The following is a 16322-nucleotide window of genomic DNA, read 5'->3' on the forward strand; positions in this document are numbered from 1 at the left end:
ACTGGTAAAACTTGGCTATATGTGTGACCAAACAATACGGATTGTGAAATGTGTATAATGAGGCCTTATACAGACGCGCCGTCATCCGGTCCGTCCTGTCGGTGCAGTGATGGCTGCGCACACAGTTCGGTGCCCGTGACTGCCACCTCGCAGGCGATGACGGCCACACTGAACTCCGATTCCAGTATCGTTTTATCCCCCCGGCGGCGACGATTGTAGCGTGAAAGGGCAGGAGTGGTACCAGGCCGACACCGTGGCCGAAGAGTACGAGGCCAAACGGTTCTCTCGTGGTGGCCGTCTCATCGACCGCCGAGAGAAACGGGCGGTGCTCGACGCCATCGGTCCCGTCGACGACAAGAAGGTTCTCGAAGTCGCCTGTGGCACCGGCCGGTTTACCGTGATGTTGGCCGAACGCGGGGCCGACATCACCGGCCTCGACATCTCCGGGCCGATGCTTCAGCAGGGCCGCCAGAAAGCCAGGGCCGCCGACGTCGCCGACCACGTCGAGTTCATGCGCGGCGACGCCGCCCGCCTCCCGTTCCCCGACGACTACTTCGATACGGTGCTGGCGATGCGCTTTTTCCACCTCGCGGATACGCCTGCGGCGTTTCTGGCCGAGATGCGCCGGGTCGCCAAAGAACAGGTGTTTTTCGACACGTTCAACCGCTTCTCGACGCGGTCGCTGTACAACTGGGCGCTCCCGATGGGGTCGCGGCTCTACTCCCGGTGGGAGATAGACCGCTTGTTGGACGGCGCGGGACTGGAACTCACCGAGGAGTCTCACGACTGGGTGCTTCCCTACGGGTTCTACCGCAAGATACCGAACGAACTGGCCGCCTCGTTCCGCTCTATCGACACTGCCATCGGTGGGACGCCACTCGGCGACAAACTGGCCTCGGTGTCCTACTGGAACACCCACGTCTAATCACGCTCTCGACTTGCACTCTCAGGGTCGCACGCGGTTCTGACTTGTCGAGTACGACGCAGTTACCCACGAACAGCCGTTCGACACCGTATTTTACGCGAGACGGGCGCTCCGGCCCGCGACTTTTAAGCGCTTCCAGAGCGGTATCGAGACGTATGGAGCTATCGGTGGTGGTCCCGACGCTGAACGGCCGTGAGGAGCTGGCCGGGAGTCTGGACGCACTCGCCGAGGAGGTGCCTGACGCCGAGACCATCGTGGTCAACGGCCCGTCCGCCGACGGGACGACGGGGATGGTCCGTGACAGGGACGACGTCGACGTGCTGGTCGAGGTGGCGGACCGCTCGGTCAACGTCGCGCGGAACGCGGGACTGGACCGGGCGACGGGCGACGCTGTCGCTATCGTGAGTCAGGGACTCTCCGTCGAGCCGGGGTGGGCCGAGGCGGTTCGGTCGGGCGTCGATTCGAGCGCGGCGGTCACCGGCCCGACCCACGAGCAACTCGTCGCGGGGATGACGACCGAGTCGAAGGAGACGCGGACCATCGCCGGCCGGGACGTGACGTACTTCAACCCCGGTAACGTCGCGTTCCGCCGAGCGGCCATCGACGCGCTCGATGGCTTCGACGAGTACCTACAGATTGGCGGGTCACGCGACGTGGCCCACAGGTTGGCCGCGCGTGGCTCCACCGTCGGCTGGGACGCCGAGATGTGCGTCAGCCGTGAGTTCGAGGCCGACGGCGGCATCCGCGAGACGGACTGGAACTGGAAGTACCGCTCGCTGGCCTACCGCCTGCTGAAGAACTACGGGGTCCGCCCGACGGTCGCACGCCGGATTCTCAGTCACGCCGGCATCGACGCCGCCGAGGCGCTGAAAGACGTCGCTCGCGGCGAGACGCCCCCGTCGAAGTGGCTCGGCACCGGCCGAGACGTACTTCGAGGGCTCGGACTGGGGAGCAAAGACGGACTGGTCGCGCGGTACCGAGACCGGAGCGACGCCAGAAACCCCAACGGACGGTCCATCCGTGCGGACCGAGCGGTCACGGTCTACGATCGGCGGTGATCGGTCAGGGCGCGAGTTCCTCGACGACGCGACCCGGGTTGTTCGAGAACACCTTCTTCATCGCGTCCTCGGGCACGTCGAGTGTGAGGATCTCCATCACCGCGACGTTCGGGTGCGCGTTCGGCGCGCCGCTTCCGAACAGGACTCGGTCGGGGTGTTCCATGATGGCTCGTTCGAGCGGGTCCCGGTAGCGGACGACGCTCGTGTCCAGATAGAGGTCGTCGTATCGACTAAGCAGGTCGATGGTTTCGTCCATCAGGTCTCGTCGGAGCGGGTGGGCACCGAAGTGTGATAGGATGACCGGGAAATCGTACTCGAGTAACTCGCTCGCCACGGCGCTCGGTGGGAAGGCTTCGCCCCCGTGGACGAGGACGGGCAGGGAGACGTCGGCCAGTCGCGCGAGTACGTCCTCGTCGGGAACCCCGTCTTTCGGCGGGTGGAGTTTGAACCCGGCAAAGCGGTCGTCGTAGGCGTACTGTTCGACGTCCTCCGGGGAGGTGTGGTCTTCTCCCCGACTGCTGGTGAGGTTCCGTAGGGCCGAGCCGGGTCCGCTGCCGGCGTCTCTGGCACCGTTCACTCTGGCGAACGCGATCAGTGGCCGCTCGACGGTCATGCGAGCGACGGCGTTGTTCGCTTTCAGATACCCCTCCTCACGGGCGTCCGGGTGGACGACGCTCCGGACCACCCCCGCCTGATGCATCTCTCGTTCGAGCTGTTCGGGGTCGCCCAGTCCGGGACGGGGCCGACGCTGTTCGTCCGGCTCCACCCGCGTATGGACGTCGACGACCCGGAACCCGTGTTCCAACTCCAGCATCTACCCCACTGTGTGCGGAACCTCGTATTAAATCATCGGGCCGTTCGCGGCCAACAGGCGCCGAGAAGACGGGTGTATCGGTGCCTCGTCTGCGGGTCGCGTGCGGTCTCGATGGGGCGCACCTTCAAAAGTTTTATATAGAACCGCTTACGATGATTTAGGTGAGGTTACACAGCTATGTCATCTGGCCAGCGACGCATGGGCGGCCAGCCCCTCTTCATTCTCGACGAGGACGCCCAGCGCACACACGGCAAGGACGCACAGTCGTCGAACATCTCCGCCGGGAAGGCCGTCAGCGAATCCGTACGCACCACGCTCGGCCCCCGCGGCATGGACAAGATGCTCGTCTCCGACAGCGGCGACGTCGTCATCACGAACGACGGCGCCACCATCCTCTCGGAGATGGACATCGAGCACCCGGCCGCACAGATGATCGTCGAAGTCGCCGAGACCCAAGAGGACGAGGTCGGCGACGGCACGACGACGGCGTCCGTACTGGCCGGCGAACTGCTCGCGAAGGCCGAGGACCTGCTCGACGACGACGTCCACCCGACGACCATCGTCGAGGGGTACCACGAGGCCTCCCAACTGGCGCAGGAAGCCATCGACGAGGAAGTGCTCGACGTCGACCTCGACGACGACACGCTCGTCGAAGTCGCCGAGTCCTCGATGACCGGGAAGGGCACCGGCGACGTCGACGCCCACCGCCTCGCCGAAGTCGTCGTCGAGGCCGTCCGCCACGCCAAGACCGACAACGGCGTCGTCCGCGACAGCATCGAGGTCCACACCCAGACGGGTGCGGCCACGTCCGCGACGGAACTAGTCGAGGGCGTCATCATCGACGACACCCCTGTCCACGACAACATGCCCACCTCGGTCGAAGACGCGAGCGTCGCCGTCATCGACGCCGAACTCGACGTCCGCGAGAGCAACGTCGACGCCGAGTACAACGTCACCAACGTCGACCAGCTCAACGCCGCGCTCGACGCCGAGGAGGAGGAACTCCGCGGCTACGCGCAGGCCGTCGTCGACTCCGGTGCCGACGTCGTGTTCGTCACGGACGACATCGCGGACCGCGTCGCCTCCCAGCTCGCGAAGGCCGGCGTCCTCGCCATCGAGAGCGTCAGCTCCTCGACCGCGAAAGACGTCGTCGAGACGACCGGTGCCAAGCGCCTCGGCTCCGTCGACGCACTCGACGAGGACGCACTGGGCCACGCCGACAGTATCAGCGTCCAGAAGCACGGTGACGAGGAAGTCACCTTCATCCAGGGCGGGGCGGCCGCCGAGTCGGTGACCGTCTTCGCCCGCGGTTCGACCGACCACGTCGTCGACGAGATCGAGCGCGCGCTCAACGACGCGCTCGACGTCGTCGTCGCCGCGCTCGACGCCGGTGGCGTCGTCCCCGGCGCCGGCGCCACGGAAATCGCCATCGCGGACCACATCCGTTCGACGGCGGCGTCCATCGAGGGCCGCAAACAGCTCGCCGTCGAAGCGTTCGCCGACGCCGTCGACGTCCTCCCCCGCACGCTCGCGGAGAACACGGGTCTCGACGCCATCGACGCGCTCGTCGACCTCCGTTCGGAACACGAGAGCGAGGGTATCGCCGGCGTCATCAGCGAGGGCCAGACGGGCGTCATCGGCGACCCCGTCGAGTACGGCATCCTCGACCCCGCGGCGGTCAAGCGCGAGGCCATCGACTCCGCGACCGAAGCGGCGACGATGATCGTCCGCATCGACGACGTCATCTCGTCGAGCTAACGAGGTCGCTCGCGACCTCGATCACGAGCGGCATCGCCGCGAGTTAGACACCCGGGGGGCCTACGTCGACGAGACTTCGAGTCGACCCGATGGCCGTAACGCGGTCGTCCGTGACGACTGACCGGCCGATTTTTTGCAGTCACGTGTTGCTCGAAGAACTGACCGTCGAGGCAGTCGTGGAATGAGTACCGGGCGTCGAGTCGACGCCCGAAATCGCTGGGACAGCGAATGAAAATGGGACAGACACGAGTCGGAACTCGTGGTGCGGCGACGCCGCCGGTCCGGTCGGACCGACGAACCGTGCCCACGGTAGCCGTCGCCGCGAGGATCGGAACGGGGTACTCCGGTGAGTTCAGCGAACACCTCCCATCGCTCGGTCTGGGACCGTAGGCTGGCAGGTGGCGACCCTCTCGTCGCTCGGACGGCGCGTGTTCGACTGCCACCGTGCCGGCAGGTTCACCATGTGTTTGTTTAGGCGGGCCTAAAACACTAAAACGTATCGGTCGTCCGGCACACCGACACGCGGTCGCTCACTCCTCGACGACGATGGTCCCCTCCATCCCGGCGGCCTCGTGGGGGATGCAGACGTAGCCGTGTTCGCCGACCGTCTCGAAGGTGTGGACGTAGCTCTGGCCGGACTGGACGGCCCCCTCGCCGTTCTCCCAGCCCTCGCGGGCGGCTGATTCGCTCTCGAAGCCACCGGAAGCCCAGTAGGTCGCACCGTCGGGCAGTTCCTCTTCGTAGGCCGTGACGGAGTGGGGCTCCCCGCCGACGTGCGTCCACGCCACTTTGTCGCCGACGCTGACGGTCAGGTTCTCGGGGTCGTAGGCGACGGCCGTCATGTCGACCACGTGGTCGGCGTCCTCGGGGACGCCCTCGACGACGTTCGGGCCGCCGGAGAGCGACGTCTCGGTCTTGGATTCACCCTCGCTCGTGCCGCCAGCGGCACCGCTGGGTGCGACGTCGCTCGCGCCGACGACGGCGAACTGCGCGGCCCGCGTCGCGGCTGCGAACGCCGCGGGGTCCGCCTCGCCCGCGTTCAGCCCCTCGACGTAGCCGCTCAGAGCCGCCTCGAAGCTCTCGTACGCCTCTGCGTCAGCGCTCTCCAGTGCGTCGTGGACCGCCGCTTCCTCGAACGTGGCGAACACGTCGCTCGCTACGGCCGGTGCGCCGGTGTCGCTCCCGCCGCTGGCGGCGACGATTGTCGAGACGGAGTCCAGCGCGGCCGCGTAGAACGTCTTCGCGGCCGCGTACACGTCGCCGTCGTTCTCCGCGGCGGAGACGACGCCGGCCAGCGCCTCGTCCTCGAAGCGGCCGTACAGCGCCTCGTCGGCGTCTTCGAGGGCTTCGTGGTAGCCGGCGGCGCCCGATTCGAAGAAGGAGAGTGCCTGCCGACCGAGGTCGGCGGCCCGACTGTCGGCCCCGAGCGCGTCGACGGTGGCGGCGTCGAATGCGAGCGCTTGCATGTACGTCGCGCCGGACCCGCTTGCGAGCGCGGGACTGGTGGTCTCCTCGAAGGACAGGAGCGCCGAGCGGACGCCCTCGTGGTGGGTCGCAACGGCGTCGTCGTCCCCTTCCTCGTAGGCGGTCTGGAGGCCGGCGAGATGCTCCTCCTCGAAGGCGTGATAGAGGTCTTCGCTCGCGCCTTCGAGCGTCTCGTGGAAGCCGAGTTCGTCGTTCTCGAACCGGGCGAACAGGGCCTCGGCGACGGCCGCGGCCTGCGCGTTCTCGTCCTGTCGATACAGTTCGCGCGCGTCCGCGAAGCGAGCCTTGAAGAAGCCCGACTGGAGCACGGGGGCAGACTCGCCGGCGAGCGCCTCGACGCCGGTCACGAGGTTCGAGTCCACCGTCTCGACGGCGCGCTCGATGCTCTCCGAGTCCCCGTTCTCGATGGCCGTAGTGAGGTCGGAGAGCGCCGACTCGAACCCTTCGTAGGCCTCGCCGTCGGCCGCCTCGAAGGCGTCGTGGGCGGCCGCGCCCTCGAAGTGTGCGAAGACGTCTTCGGCCATCGTCGCGGCAGTGTCCGTCTCGCCGCGGCGGGCCAGCCACGCCGCGTCGTACACGCGGGCGCGGTAGGTGTTGAGCGTCGCCGCGTGGGCGTAGTCCGTGCCCGGCCCGCCGGCGGCCGTAAGCGCCGCCGCGTCCCAGCCGCGGGCTTGCATCGCCGCGAGATGCCCAGCGTGGGCGATTCGCTCGTCGGGCGCGAGCGAGTACGCGCCCTGTACCGCGGCGTCGAGCGCAGCGCGGGCCTGCTCCGTGACTCCACCGGCGTCCTCGCTACCTGCGGCCGCACCGATGCCGTCGAGTGCGCCCTCGAAGGCCTCGTAGGCCTCGCTGTCGCTCGATTCGAGTGCCCCGTAGACCAGTCCGTCCTCGAAGGCGACCATCGTCGACTCGGCGATACTGCTGGCCGCCCCGAAGGCGCCGACGCGGGCGGCGAGTTCGGCGTTCGCCGCGCGCGACCCGAGCCACAGGATGTCGAGTGCGCGAGCACCCCCCTGGCTGGCCGTGGCCTGCTGGGCCGTCTGGAGGCTGTCGGCGGCGTCGCTTGCGGCGTCGGTCGCGCCCTCGACGTCGCCCTCAGCGAGCGCCGACTGGACAGCGCCGAGTCGGTCCTCGAAGCCGCCGTAGGCCGATTCGGAAGTCGATTCGAGACGTTCGTGCGCGCCGTACTCGCCGTTGGCTCCCTCGAACCGGGCGAACACCGACTGTGCGACGCTGGCGCCGGCACCGGGGAAACCGGCGCGGCCGAGCGCCACGGCGTCGAACAGGCGCGACCGGTAGACGTTCCACTCCGCCGCGACGGCGGTCGTCGGACCGACGGCGGCCTGCTGACCGCCCCCACTCTCCTTGTCGTCCGTCGATCGCTGTTTCGGCGTCGAGTTCGTTCCGGGACACCCGGCGAGCAGACCGCTCACTGCCACCCCTACAGTCTTCAACAGGTCTCGTCGTTCCGGCATACGACTGATTAGGCCGGCCTAAAACACTTGAAGTCGTCGGTTTTTCGGCTAGCCTAAACCATGACAGACCGAACGAGTTCGCCTCACCAGACGAGTTCGACGCTCTCGCCGACCCCCACACCGAAGGCGTCGTCGCCCCGGCCGCGGTTGACCGCGAGTTCGACGTTCCCGTGGCTTCCGACCGTGACGAGACGGGTACCGGCCTCGACGGCGGCGTAGGCTCGCCTCACCGGGACGGACGCGCCGTCGACGGTGACGGTCCCGCCGAACTGCGCTTCGAGGACCGCGCCCGGGACGTTCGTGATGGCGTTCCCGAAGTCGTCGACGACCAGCACCTCGCCCGTCGCGCCGCCGTCCGAGACGGCAGGGTCGGGGAACTGCAGGTCCACATACTCGTTCGTCGGCGTGGTCTCCTCGAGCGTTTCGAGTGCGTCGACACCGGCGTCGTGGACCCGTGCCGCCGCGGGTGCGAACACGTCACGGCCGTGGAACGTCGTGCTCGGCGGGTCGTCGTAGGCCCACGTGAACGCCTCGAACTCCTCGTCGGCCAGTTCGCGGGCCACCGGGATGAGGACGCCGTTGTCCGGACCCACGAGCGCGTGCCCGCCCGCGCGGACGACGATAGCGTCCCGGTCCGTGCCGACGCCGGGGTCGACTACCACGCAGTGGACGGCCGGCGGGAAGTACGGGAGCGTCTGCGTCAGCCAGAACGCCGCCGTCCGAACGTTCTGCCGGGGAAAGTCGTGTGCGATGTCTTCGATTCGGGCGTCGCTCTCCCGGCAGATGACGCCCTTCATCGCCGCCGGGTAGGGCGACCCGAAGTCGGAACTGAGCGTGATCATCCCTCGTCGCCGATGGCCGGTTCGTCGACGGCCTCGTCCTCGGCTGTATAGCGGTCCAGCGAGTCCGAGTCGGAGACGTGCTGGAGCCGTTTGATGCCGTTTATCTCCTCGATGGTGTCGACGACGGGGTCGGGGACGCGGTCCCGCCACGACTCGTCGGCTATCATCCGCTCGCGTATCTCCGAACCCTCCAATCGGTCCCGGTCGAACATGGGCGACTGGCGCACCTCGATGCCGCTTTCCTCGAACAGGCGAACCACCAGCGGGTTGTTCGAGTACGCCACGTCGAAGTCCGGGCACATGCTCTCGACGTGGCTCACCCAGACGGCGTTGCGGTTGATGTCCTCCAACGGGACGACGTAGGTGGTGAGATCGAAGTCTTTCACCGCCTTCGTTATCATCATGATGCGCTCGCCGGCCGTGAACGGGTCGTGGGTCGTGTGTGAGTCGTCGGCGCTGCCGATGCCCAAGACGAGTTCGTCCACCTCGTCGGCGATGCGACCGACCATCGCGTGGTGGCCGTCGTGGTACGGCTGGAAGCGACCGATGTAGAACCCTCGCATACCCGAGTGTGTGGTGGGTGGTTTGATAAACCCGACGACGGTCCACTGGCCACGGGTTCGGAACCGCTTACCCCGCCGCCTTCTGGCGGTTATGGGGGTGTGGCAAGGTCAGTCGCGGGGAGAAAGTATATCAGTCGACAGTCCTTCCAACCGAGTGTTAGCAACGTTTGTATGAGCGACAACACCGACACTGACGCGGCTCCCGACCCCGACCGGGAGAGCGAGGACGCCGACGAGGCCACGACGGCCGACGGTCACGAGACGACCGACGAGCAGCCGTCCGAGCCATCGGTCGACGAGCCCACGAACGGGGACGGAGCAACGTCGGATACGACTCTCGGCAGCGACGTCGAGGTGGAGGGAGAATCCGGCCTCCAGGACGACGAGGAGAACCTACTCGGCGGTCTCGATATCGACTCGACCGCGGAGATAGAGGTGCCAGAGCGTCTCGTAGACCAGGTCATCGGGCAGGACCACGCACGCGACGTCATCAAGAAAGCGGCAAAGCAGCGCCGCCACGTGATGATGATCGGCTCGCCCGGGACGGGCAAATCGATGCTCGCGAAGGCAATGAGCCAGTTACTCCCGCGCGAAGAACTGCAGGACGTGCTCGTCTACCACAATCCAGACGACGGCAACGAGCCGAAAGTCCGCACCGTGCCCGGCGGCAAGGGCGAACAGATAGTCGAGGCCCACAAAGAGGAGGCCCGCAAGCGCAACCAGATGCGGACCTTCCTGATGTGGATCATCATCGCCATCGTGATGGGCTACTCGCTGATCATCGTCCAGCAGTTGTTGCTGGGCATCCTCGCGGCCGGGGTCATCTATCTCGCCTTCCGCTACGGTTCCCGCGGCAGCGACGCCATGATTCCGAACCTGCTGGTCAACAACGCCAGCCAGAAGACCGCCCCGTTCGAGGACGCGACCGGCGCCCACGCCGGCGCGCTGCTGGGCGACGTCCGGCACGACCCGTTCCAGTCCGGCGGGATGGAGACGCCGAGCCACGACCGCGTCGAACCCGGCGCCATCCACAAGGCCAACAAGGGCGTGCTGTTCGTCGACGAGATAAACACGCTGGACATCCGCAGCCAGCAGAAGCTGATGACGGCCATCCAGGAGGGCGAGTTCGGCATCACCGGCCAGTCCGAGCGCTCCTCCGGTGCGATGGTCCAGACCGAACCGGTCCCGTGTGACTTCATCATGATCGCCGCGGGGAACCTCGACGCGATGGAGAACATGCACCCCGCGCTGCGCTCCCGAATCAAGGGGTACGGCTACGAGGTGTACATGGACGACACCATCGAGGACGACCCGGAGATGCGCCGGAAGTACACCCGGTTCGTCGCACAGGAAGTCGAGAACGACGGCCGCCTGCCCCACTTCACCGAGGAGGCTGTCCAAGAGATCATCCTCGAAGCCCGCCGCCGCGCGGGCCGGAAGGGCCATCTCACCCTGAAGTTCCGTGACCTCGGTGGCCTCGTCCGCGTCGCCGGCGACATCGCCCGCGCCGAGGACAAGGACTTCACCACGCGCGAGGACGTGTTGCAGGCCAAGCGTCGCTCCCGGTCCATCGAGCAACAGCTCGCGGACAACTACATCGAGCGCCGCAAGGACTACGAACTCACCGTCAACGAGGGCGACGTCGTCGGCCGCGTCAACGGCCTCGCGGTCATGGGCGAGGACAGCGGCATCGTCCTCCCCGTGATGGCAGAAGTGACGCCCTCGCAGGGCCCCGGACAGGTCATCGCCACCGGCCAACTACAGGAGATGGCCGAAGAGGCCGTCCAGAACGTCTCGGCCATCATCAAGAAGTTCAGCGACGAGGACATCTCCGAGAAGGACGTCCACATCCAGTTCGTGCAGGCGGGTGAAGGCGGCGTCGACGGCGACTCCGCCTCCATCACCGTCGCCACCGCGGTCATCTCCGCGCTAGAGGACGTCCCGGTCGAGCAGGACATCGCCATGACGGGGTCCCTCTCCGTACGCGGTGACGTCCTCCCGGTCGGCGGCGTCACGCACAAGATAGAGGCCGCCGCGAAGGCCGGTCTGGAGACGGTCATCATCCCCGAGGCCAACACGCAGGACGTGATGATCGAAGAGGAGTACGAGGACATGGTCGAGATCGTCCCGGTCTCGCACATCTCCGAAGTGCTGGAGGTCGCCCTCGCCGGCGAACCCGAGAAGGACTCGCTGGTCGACCGCCTCAAGTCTATCACGGGCAAGGCGCTCGAACACGATGTCGGGCGACAGGGTAGCGGCAGTCCCAGCCCGCAGTAGATGCCCCAGTGGGCCGCTTTCGTCGGCCTGACGGGACTCCTTCTAACCGCGCTTCTCTCACTCGCGCGACTCTCACAGCGTGTGCTCCCCGGTAACGACGGCGCAACCGCCCGCACCGACGGCTTCGGCGGCACCGAGTCGGACGGGCCGCGGGACCCGACGATTCCGCGCTTCGAGACGCCGGAGGTCGCACGCCGACGCGCCCATCTCGAAACGCAACTCTCACCCGACGAGGTCTCGGCCGGCGCGTTGCTTGCCAACGTCGCGCTCACACAGGGGCTGTTCGGCGCGCTCCTCGTGGGCGGGGCGTTCTACTTCCAAATACCGCCCTCGGCGTTCGGCGTCACGGACGCCGCACTTTCGACGGGGCTGCCGGCGCTCGGTCTCGGCGTCGCCGCCGGCGTCGGGTTCTGGGTCGGCAACGAACTCGCGGCGGTGGTCGCAGACGGGTTCGGTATCGCGTTCGACGAGTCGCTCCGGGAACTGCTCGCGCCCGATTCGCTCGGCGGGTGGGTGGTCCTGCTCGGACTGATCTTACCGACGATAGCCGTCGTGGAGGAACTCCTCTTCCGCGCGGCGGCCATCGGCGTCCCCGTCGCCGGTCTGGGTGCGCCCGCGTGGTCCATGGTTCTCGTCTCGTCGGTAGCGTTCGCCCTCGGCCACGGCGCACAGGGACGCGCGGGCATCGTCGTCACGGGCGCCCTCGGAGCGGCGCTGGCGGTGCTGTTCGTCCTCACGGACAGCCTGCTCGCGGTCGTCGTCGCCCACTACCTCGTGAACGCGCTGGAACTGGTCGTCCACGAGGGGCTGGGCGTCGACCGGCTGTCGGTTTCCTGAGTGACCGTCAGGCCCGCCACGGCGCCGACCGTAGCGCCGTAATCGAATCGAGTACGTGGTCGGCAGCGGACTCCTCCGGCCGCGCTCCGTCGGGCACCAACACGCTCGTCACGCCGGCGGCCTCGGCCGCCGCGCCGTCGCTTCGCGCCGAGTTTCCGACGTAGACGGTCTCGTCGGGGCCGACTCCGAGGTCGGCCATCGCGACGTCGAGCGGCTCCGGGTCGGGCTTGGCCGGCGTCTCCCACCCCGCCAGCACGACCGTCTCCATCAGCGTTCGGAGGCCCAGTGCGTCTATCTTCGGCGACTGCGTGTCCGGTCCGCCGTTGGTCACGAGTCCCAGACGGTACTCGTCGGCGAGCGAGTCAAGCGCGTCTTCCGCGCCGTTGATGTACGCCACGTCGCTGTAATCCCGGAGCCCCTCGTAGACGTACGCCAGCCGGCGACCCACGGCCCGGTCGCGGCCGTCCGCTTCGGCCAGGCGCTCGAAACACTGCTCTCGCCGGCGGACATCGCTCTCGGTCCCGCCGACAGTGTGGACTGCCGCGACGTACTCGTCCCAGGTGAAGAACGGGTCGAGTCCGCACCACGAGAAGGCCTCGGAGAGAACGGCCCGGCCATGGCGGCGCTGGTCACACAGCGTCTCGTCGAGGTCGAAAAGGACGGTCGTGATACCGGCCATCGGGCGACGCTGCTCGTGGGCCGGACTACAGTACTTCGATTCGCGGCGTCAGCGCCCCTCGACGGCCCGCAACTTCTGCTCGACCGGCGGTGGGGCGGCGCTGGGGCCGTCACGCACGCGGTGGTCGGGAATCAAGAGGGGAACGGGATTCGCCGCCAGCGCCTCCCGAACTTGTGTCAGGTCCTCCTGCTCGCTGGCGCTCAGGCCGGGCGTCATCCGGGCGATCTGCTCGACGGTGGCGTCCTCGCCGTAGGGAATCTCACGCACGGCTTCGAGCACCGTTCGCTGGTCGGTCGGAACCGTCAGGCCGACGGTCACGTCCGCGAAGTCGTCCTCGGCGCCGTTGAGATAGTCCTCGATGCGGTCCAACAGCGGGTGGTCGTCCTGACTGTCCGCTTCGGGCGTCTTCGGAAACGAGAGCGAGATGACTCGTTCGCCCGCCTCGCCGAACTGGACGAACCGGTCGAGATATGCAGATTCTCGGGCGTAGATGCCTGCATCACTCGTCGGAGTCTCCATGGCCGAGTCGAGGGTCGGTCGGGTCTTCAAGATTGGCACCGGCCGACGACGGCAACACTTATGTACACTTCTGTACGTTAATGTTCAGTAATGGAATCCGACGTGGGACTGGCACAGGAAGTCGAGTCGATACTCGCGGCGGCACGCGAGCGAGGCGGTGGGGGCGAGCGAGTCGCTGTCGACGCGCGCTCGCTCACCGACGCTTTCGCGGCGGCCGAGGCGGACGGGCGCGTCCCGATTATCGCGGAGGTCAAGCCGACGAGTCCGACCGCCGACGGCGAGCGAACCGACGACCCGGTCGAACTGGCCGAGCAGATGGTCGCCGGCGGCGCGGCCGCGCTCTCGGTGTTGACCGAACCCGACCACTTCGGCGGGTCCGCGAAGACGTTAGAACGGGTCCGCGAGGCCGTCGACGTTCCCGTCCTCCGGAAGGACTTCGTCCTCTACGAGGAGCAACTGGACGTCGTCGAGGCCGACGTCCTCCTGCTCATCGTTCGATTTCTGGAGGAGGACGGTACGGACGACCTCGAAGACCTCCTCTCGGCGGCCCGCGAACGGGGCTTTCAGGTGCTCGTCGAGGCCCACACCGCTGAGGAGGTCGAACGGGCCGTCGACGCCGGGGCGGACGTCGTCGGCGTGAACAACCGCGACCTGGCGAAGTTGGAAGTCGACCTCGAGACGTTCCCACGGGCGGCGACGGCGGCCCCCGATAGCGTCACCCTCATTGCGGAAAGCGGCATAGGGACACCAGAAGACGTCGCGCAGATGCGCGCGGCCGGCGCCGACGCACTGCTCGTCGGGTCGGCCATCATGGACCACGGCGGCGATTCGGACGTGGCCGAGAACACGCGGCGACTGACAGACGCGGAGACACAGACATGAGTACTGACGACGCACACGACCCCAAGTTCGGCGAGTACGGCGGACAGTACGTCCCCGAGGCGCTGATGCCGGCTATCGAGGAGTTAGCCGACGCCTACGGACGGTACGTACTGGAGAACGAAGACGGATTCATGGACGAGTTCCGGGAGCGACTGGCGGACTTCGGCGGTCGGCCGACCCCGCTCCAGTACGCCGAGCAACTCTCGGCCCGCTACGACACGGACGTCTATCTCAAACGGGAGGACCTGCTCCACGGCGGCGCGCACAAACTCAACAACGCGCTCGGGCAGGTCCTGCTGGCGAAGTACATGGGCAAAGAGCGCATCATCGCCGAGACGGGCGCCGGACAGCACGGCACCGCGACGGCGATGGCCGCCGCGCATCTGGACATGCCCTGTGAGATATACATGGGCGAGACGGACATCGCCCGCCAGCGACCCAACGTCTTCCGCATGCGCATCAACGGCGCCGAGGTCAACCCCGTCACGGTCGGGCGCGGAACCCTCAAGGAAGCCATCTCGGAGACGATGCGCGACTGGGCGACCACCGTCGAGAACACGCACTACGTCATCGGCAGCATCGTCGGCCCGCACCCGTTCCCGAAGATGGTCCGGGACTTTCAAGCGGTCATCTCCGAGGAGGCCCGCGAACAGGCCATCGAGGAGACCGGCGGCCTCCCCGATTCGGTCGTCGCCTGTGCCGGCGGCGGGTCGAACACGATGGGCGCGTTCGCCGAGTTCGTCGGCGATCCGTCGGTCGACCTCGTGGCCGTCGAGGCCGGCGGCTCCTCGCTCACCGTCGACGAAGCGAAGGGCGTCGCGCCCAACTCCGCGACGCTCTCGACGGGCGACGAGGGCGTCCTCCACGGCGCGCGGACGAAACTCCTGCAGGACTCGGACGGCCAGATTATGGAGTCCCACTCCGTCTCCGCGGGACTGGACTACGCCGGCGTCGGCCCGGAACTGGCCCACCTCGTCGACGAGGGCCGCGTGACGCCGGTCAACGTCGACGACGAGGCGGCGCTCGAAGCCTTCCACCGCCTCTCGCAGGACGAGGGCGTCATCCCGGCGCTCGAAACCGCACACGCGTTCGGCTACCTAGAGCGCGTGGCGGGGACCGCCACGGACGGTCGAGCGGCGGAGCCGCGAGACGAGCACCACGACGAACTGGGCGATACCGTCGTCGTCAACGTCTCGGGTCGCGGCGACAAGGACCTCGAAACCGTCATCGAGGAGACGAGCAAACGTGACCTCTCAATTGCGCCAGACATGTCTATCCTGAACCGCGTCGGTGGAGGTGGGATCTGATGGGGCTGGAACGCGCCTTCGCGGACGAACCCGCCTTCGTCCCGTACCTCGCCGCCGGTGACCCGAACTACGAGGACTCGCTGGCGTACGTCGAAGCGCTCGCCGAGGGCGGCGCCGACGTCATCGAACTCGGCCTGCCGTTCTCGGAACCCATCGCCGAGGGGAAGACGATTCAGGACGCCATCGTCCGCTCGCTGGAGTCGGGGATGACCCCCGACCGCTTCTTCGAGTTCGTCGAAGACCTCGACGTGGACGTGCCGCTGGTGTGTATGACCTACTACAACCTCATCTACCAGTACGGGGGCAGTGAGTCGCGGAGCGACTCGGGAACGGCGAGCGGTGACACCGCGAGCCAGGAAGGCCCCCGACCCTTCGTCGAGAAGGCCGCCGACGTTGGCATCGAGGGGTTCGTCGTCCCGGACCTGCCCGCAGAGGAGGCCGGCCCGCTCCGCGAGGCCTGCGACGAGTTCGGACTGGACCTCGTGTTCATCGTCGCGCCGACGACGCGGGGCGAACGGCTGGAACGGATGATGGAACAGGTCTCCGGTTACGTCTACGTGCAGGCCCGACTGGGTGTCACCGGCGCGCGCGACGACGTCGACGACGCCACGGAGGACTCGCTTGCCCGCCTCTCCGACTGGGACGTGCCCAAAGCCGTCGGGTTCGGCATCAAGACCGGCGACCACGCCGAGGAAATCGTCGCCTCGGGCGCCGACGGCGTCATCGTCGGGTCCGCGCTCGTCGACATCGTCGCCGAGGGCTACGAGCACGGCGACCCGGCCGGGGAGATAGCCGACGAACTGGAACAGTTGGCCCGCGAACTCAAGCAGGGCGCACTTCGCGGGGCACAGAACCGGCCGCAACCGGAACGCACATAATCGCTCTTGCCACACTCTCGCAT

At 67.4% G+C, this 16322-nt stretch carries 15 protein-coding genes; 9 read left to right on the forward strand and 6 right to left on the reverse strand.

Going from position 1 to position 16322, the window contains the following annotated elements; all coding sequences use genetic code 11:
* The first annotated feature begins 220 nt into the window (after positions 1–220).
* Together G9465_RS07400 and G9465_RS07405 are read left to right on the forward strand one after the other, a co-directional pair.
* A complete protein-coding gene (locus G9465_RS07400; protein WP_166968557.1) occupies positions 221–925 on the forward strand; it encodes a class I SAM-dependent methyltransferase in 705 nt (234 codons plus the stop codon).
* Positions 926–1080: 155 nt separating this feature from the next.
* The gene (locus G9465_RS07405; protein WP_166968559.1) at positions 1081–1983 is read left to right on the forward strand and encodes a glycosyltransferase family 2 protein; all 903 of its coding nucleotides are present in this window, start codon (positions 1081–1083) and stop codon (positions 1981–1983) included.
* A 4-nt stretch (positions 1984–1987) separates the two neighbouring features.
* On the opposite strand, the gene G9465_RS07410 is transcribed toward G9465_RS07405, so the two are convergent.
* The gene (locus G9465_RS07410) at positions 1988–2797 is read right to left on the reverse strand and encodes an amidohydrolase family protein (protein WP_166968561.1); all 810 of its coding nucleotides are present in this window, start codon (positions 2795–2797) and stop codon (positions 1988–1990) included.
* 198 nt (positions 2798–2995) lie between these two features.
* On the opposite strand from G9465_RS07410, the gene thsA reads away from it, so the two are divergent.
* Entirely contained in the window at positions 2996–4555 is a 1560-nt protein-coding gene (thsA, locus tag G9465_RS07415) for a thermosome subunit alpha (protein WP_166972952.1), read from the forward strand.
* Between the two features lie 234 nt (positions 4556–4789).
* Positions 4790–4945 carry a hypothetical protein gene (locus G9465_RS07420; RefSeq protein WP_166968563.1) on the forward strand — a complete coding sequence of 52 codons (156 nt, stop codon included), beginning with the start codon at positions 4790–4792 and terminating at the stop codon, positions 4943–4945.
* Positions 4946–5085: 140 nt separating this feature from the next.
* On the opposite strand, the gene G9465_RS07425 is transcribed toward G9465_RS07420, so the two are convergent.
* The 3 genes from G9465_RS07425 to G9465_RS07435 all read right to left on the reverse strand — a co-directional run bounded on the left by G9465_RS07425 (position 5086) and on the right by G9465_RS07435 (position 8920).
* Positions 5086–7515, reverse strand: a complete 2430-nt coding sequence (locus G9465_RS07425) for a DUF5059 domain-containing protein (protein ID WP_166968565.1) — start codon at positions 7513–7515, stop codon at positions 5086–5088.
* An 83-nt stretch (positions 7516–7598) separates the two neighbouring features.
* Positions 7599–8357: an S-adenosyl-l-methionine hydroxide adenosyltransferase family protein gene (locus G9465_RS07430; protein ID WP_166968567.1), complete on the reverse strand. Its 759-nt coding sequence runs from the start codon at positions 8355–8357 to the stop codon at positions 7599–7601.
* A complete protein-coding gene (locus G9465_RS07435) occupies positions 8354–8920 on the reverse strand; it encodes a nicotinamide-nucleotide adenylyltransferase (RefSeq protein ID WP_166968569.1) in 567 nt (188 codons plus the stop codon). Before G9465_RS07435 ends, G9465_RS07430 begins: the two co-directional genes overlap by 4 nt.
* A 171-nt stretch (positions 8921–9091) precedes the next feature.
* Here G9465_RS07435 and lonB point away from each other — a divergent pair, with 171 nt between their 5' ends.
* Positions 9092–11197 (forward strand): ATP-dependent protease LonB, encoded by a 2106-nt coding sequence (gene lonB, locus G9465_RS07440; RefSeq protein ID WP_166968571.1) that lies wholly within the window; start codon positions 9092–9094, stop codon positions 11195–11197.
* A complete protein-coding gene (locus tag G9465_RS07445) occupies positions 11198–12034 on the forward strand; it encodes a CPBP family intramembrane glutamic endopeptidase (protein WP_166968573.1) in 837 nt (278 codons plus the stop codon).
* A gap of 7 nt (positions 12035–12041) precedes the next feature.
* Here G9465_RS07445 and G9465_RS07450 read toward each other — a convergent pair whose 3' ends face one another.
* Entirely contained in the window at positions 12042–12713 is a 672-nt protein-coding gene (locus G9465_RS07450) for an HAD family hydrolase (RefSeq protein WP_166968575.1), read from the reverse strand.
* 48 nt (positions 12714–12761) lie between these two features.
* Complete coding sequence (locus tag G9465_RS07455) at positions 12762–13232, reverse strand: methylated-DNA--[protein]-cysteine S-methyltransferase (RefSeq protein ID WP_166968577.1); 471 nt, start codon at positions 13230–13232, stop codon at positions 12762–12764.
* A 90-nt stretch (positions 13233–13322) separates the two neighbouring features.
* Between G9465_RS07455 and trpC the strand changes: the two genes are divergently transcribed.
* From trpC to trpA, 3 genes are read left to right on the forward strand one after another with little or no spacing between them, the layout of a single operon-like run.
* Complete coding sequence (gene trpC / locus G9465_RS07460; protein ID WP_166968579.1) at positions 13323–14114, forward strand: indole-3-glycerol phosphate synthase; 792 nt, start codon at positions 13323–13325, stop codon at positions 14112–14114.
* Complete coding sequence (gene trpB / locus G9465_RS07465; RefSeq protein WP_166968581.1) at positions 14111–15421, forward strand: tryptophan synthase subunit beta; 1311 nt, start codon at positions 14111–14113, stop codon at positions 15419–15421. Before trpC ends, trpB begins: the two co-directional genes overlap by 4 nt.
* Complete coding sequence (gene trpA, locus G9465_RS07470; RefSeq protein WP_166968583.1) at positions 15421–16299, forward strand: tryptophan synthase subunit alpha; 879 nt, start codon at positions 15421–15423, stop codon at positions 16297–16299. Before trpB ends, trpA begins: the two co-directional genes overlap by 1 nt.
* Positions 16300–16322: the final 23 nt, after the last annotated feature.

It is taken from the genome of Haloarcula sp. JP-L23 (assembly GCF_011602445.1).
Taxonomy (GTDB): domain Archaea; phylum Halobacteriota; class Halobacteria; order Halobacteriales; family Haloarculaceae; genus Haloarcula; species Haloarcula pellucida.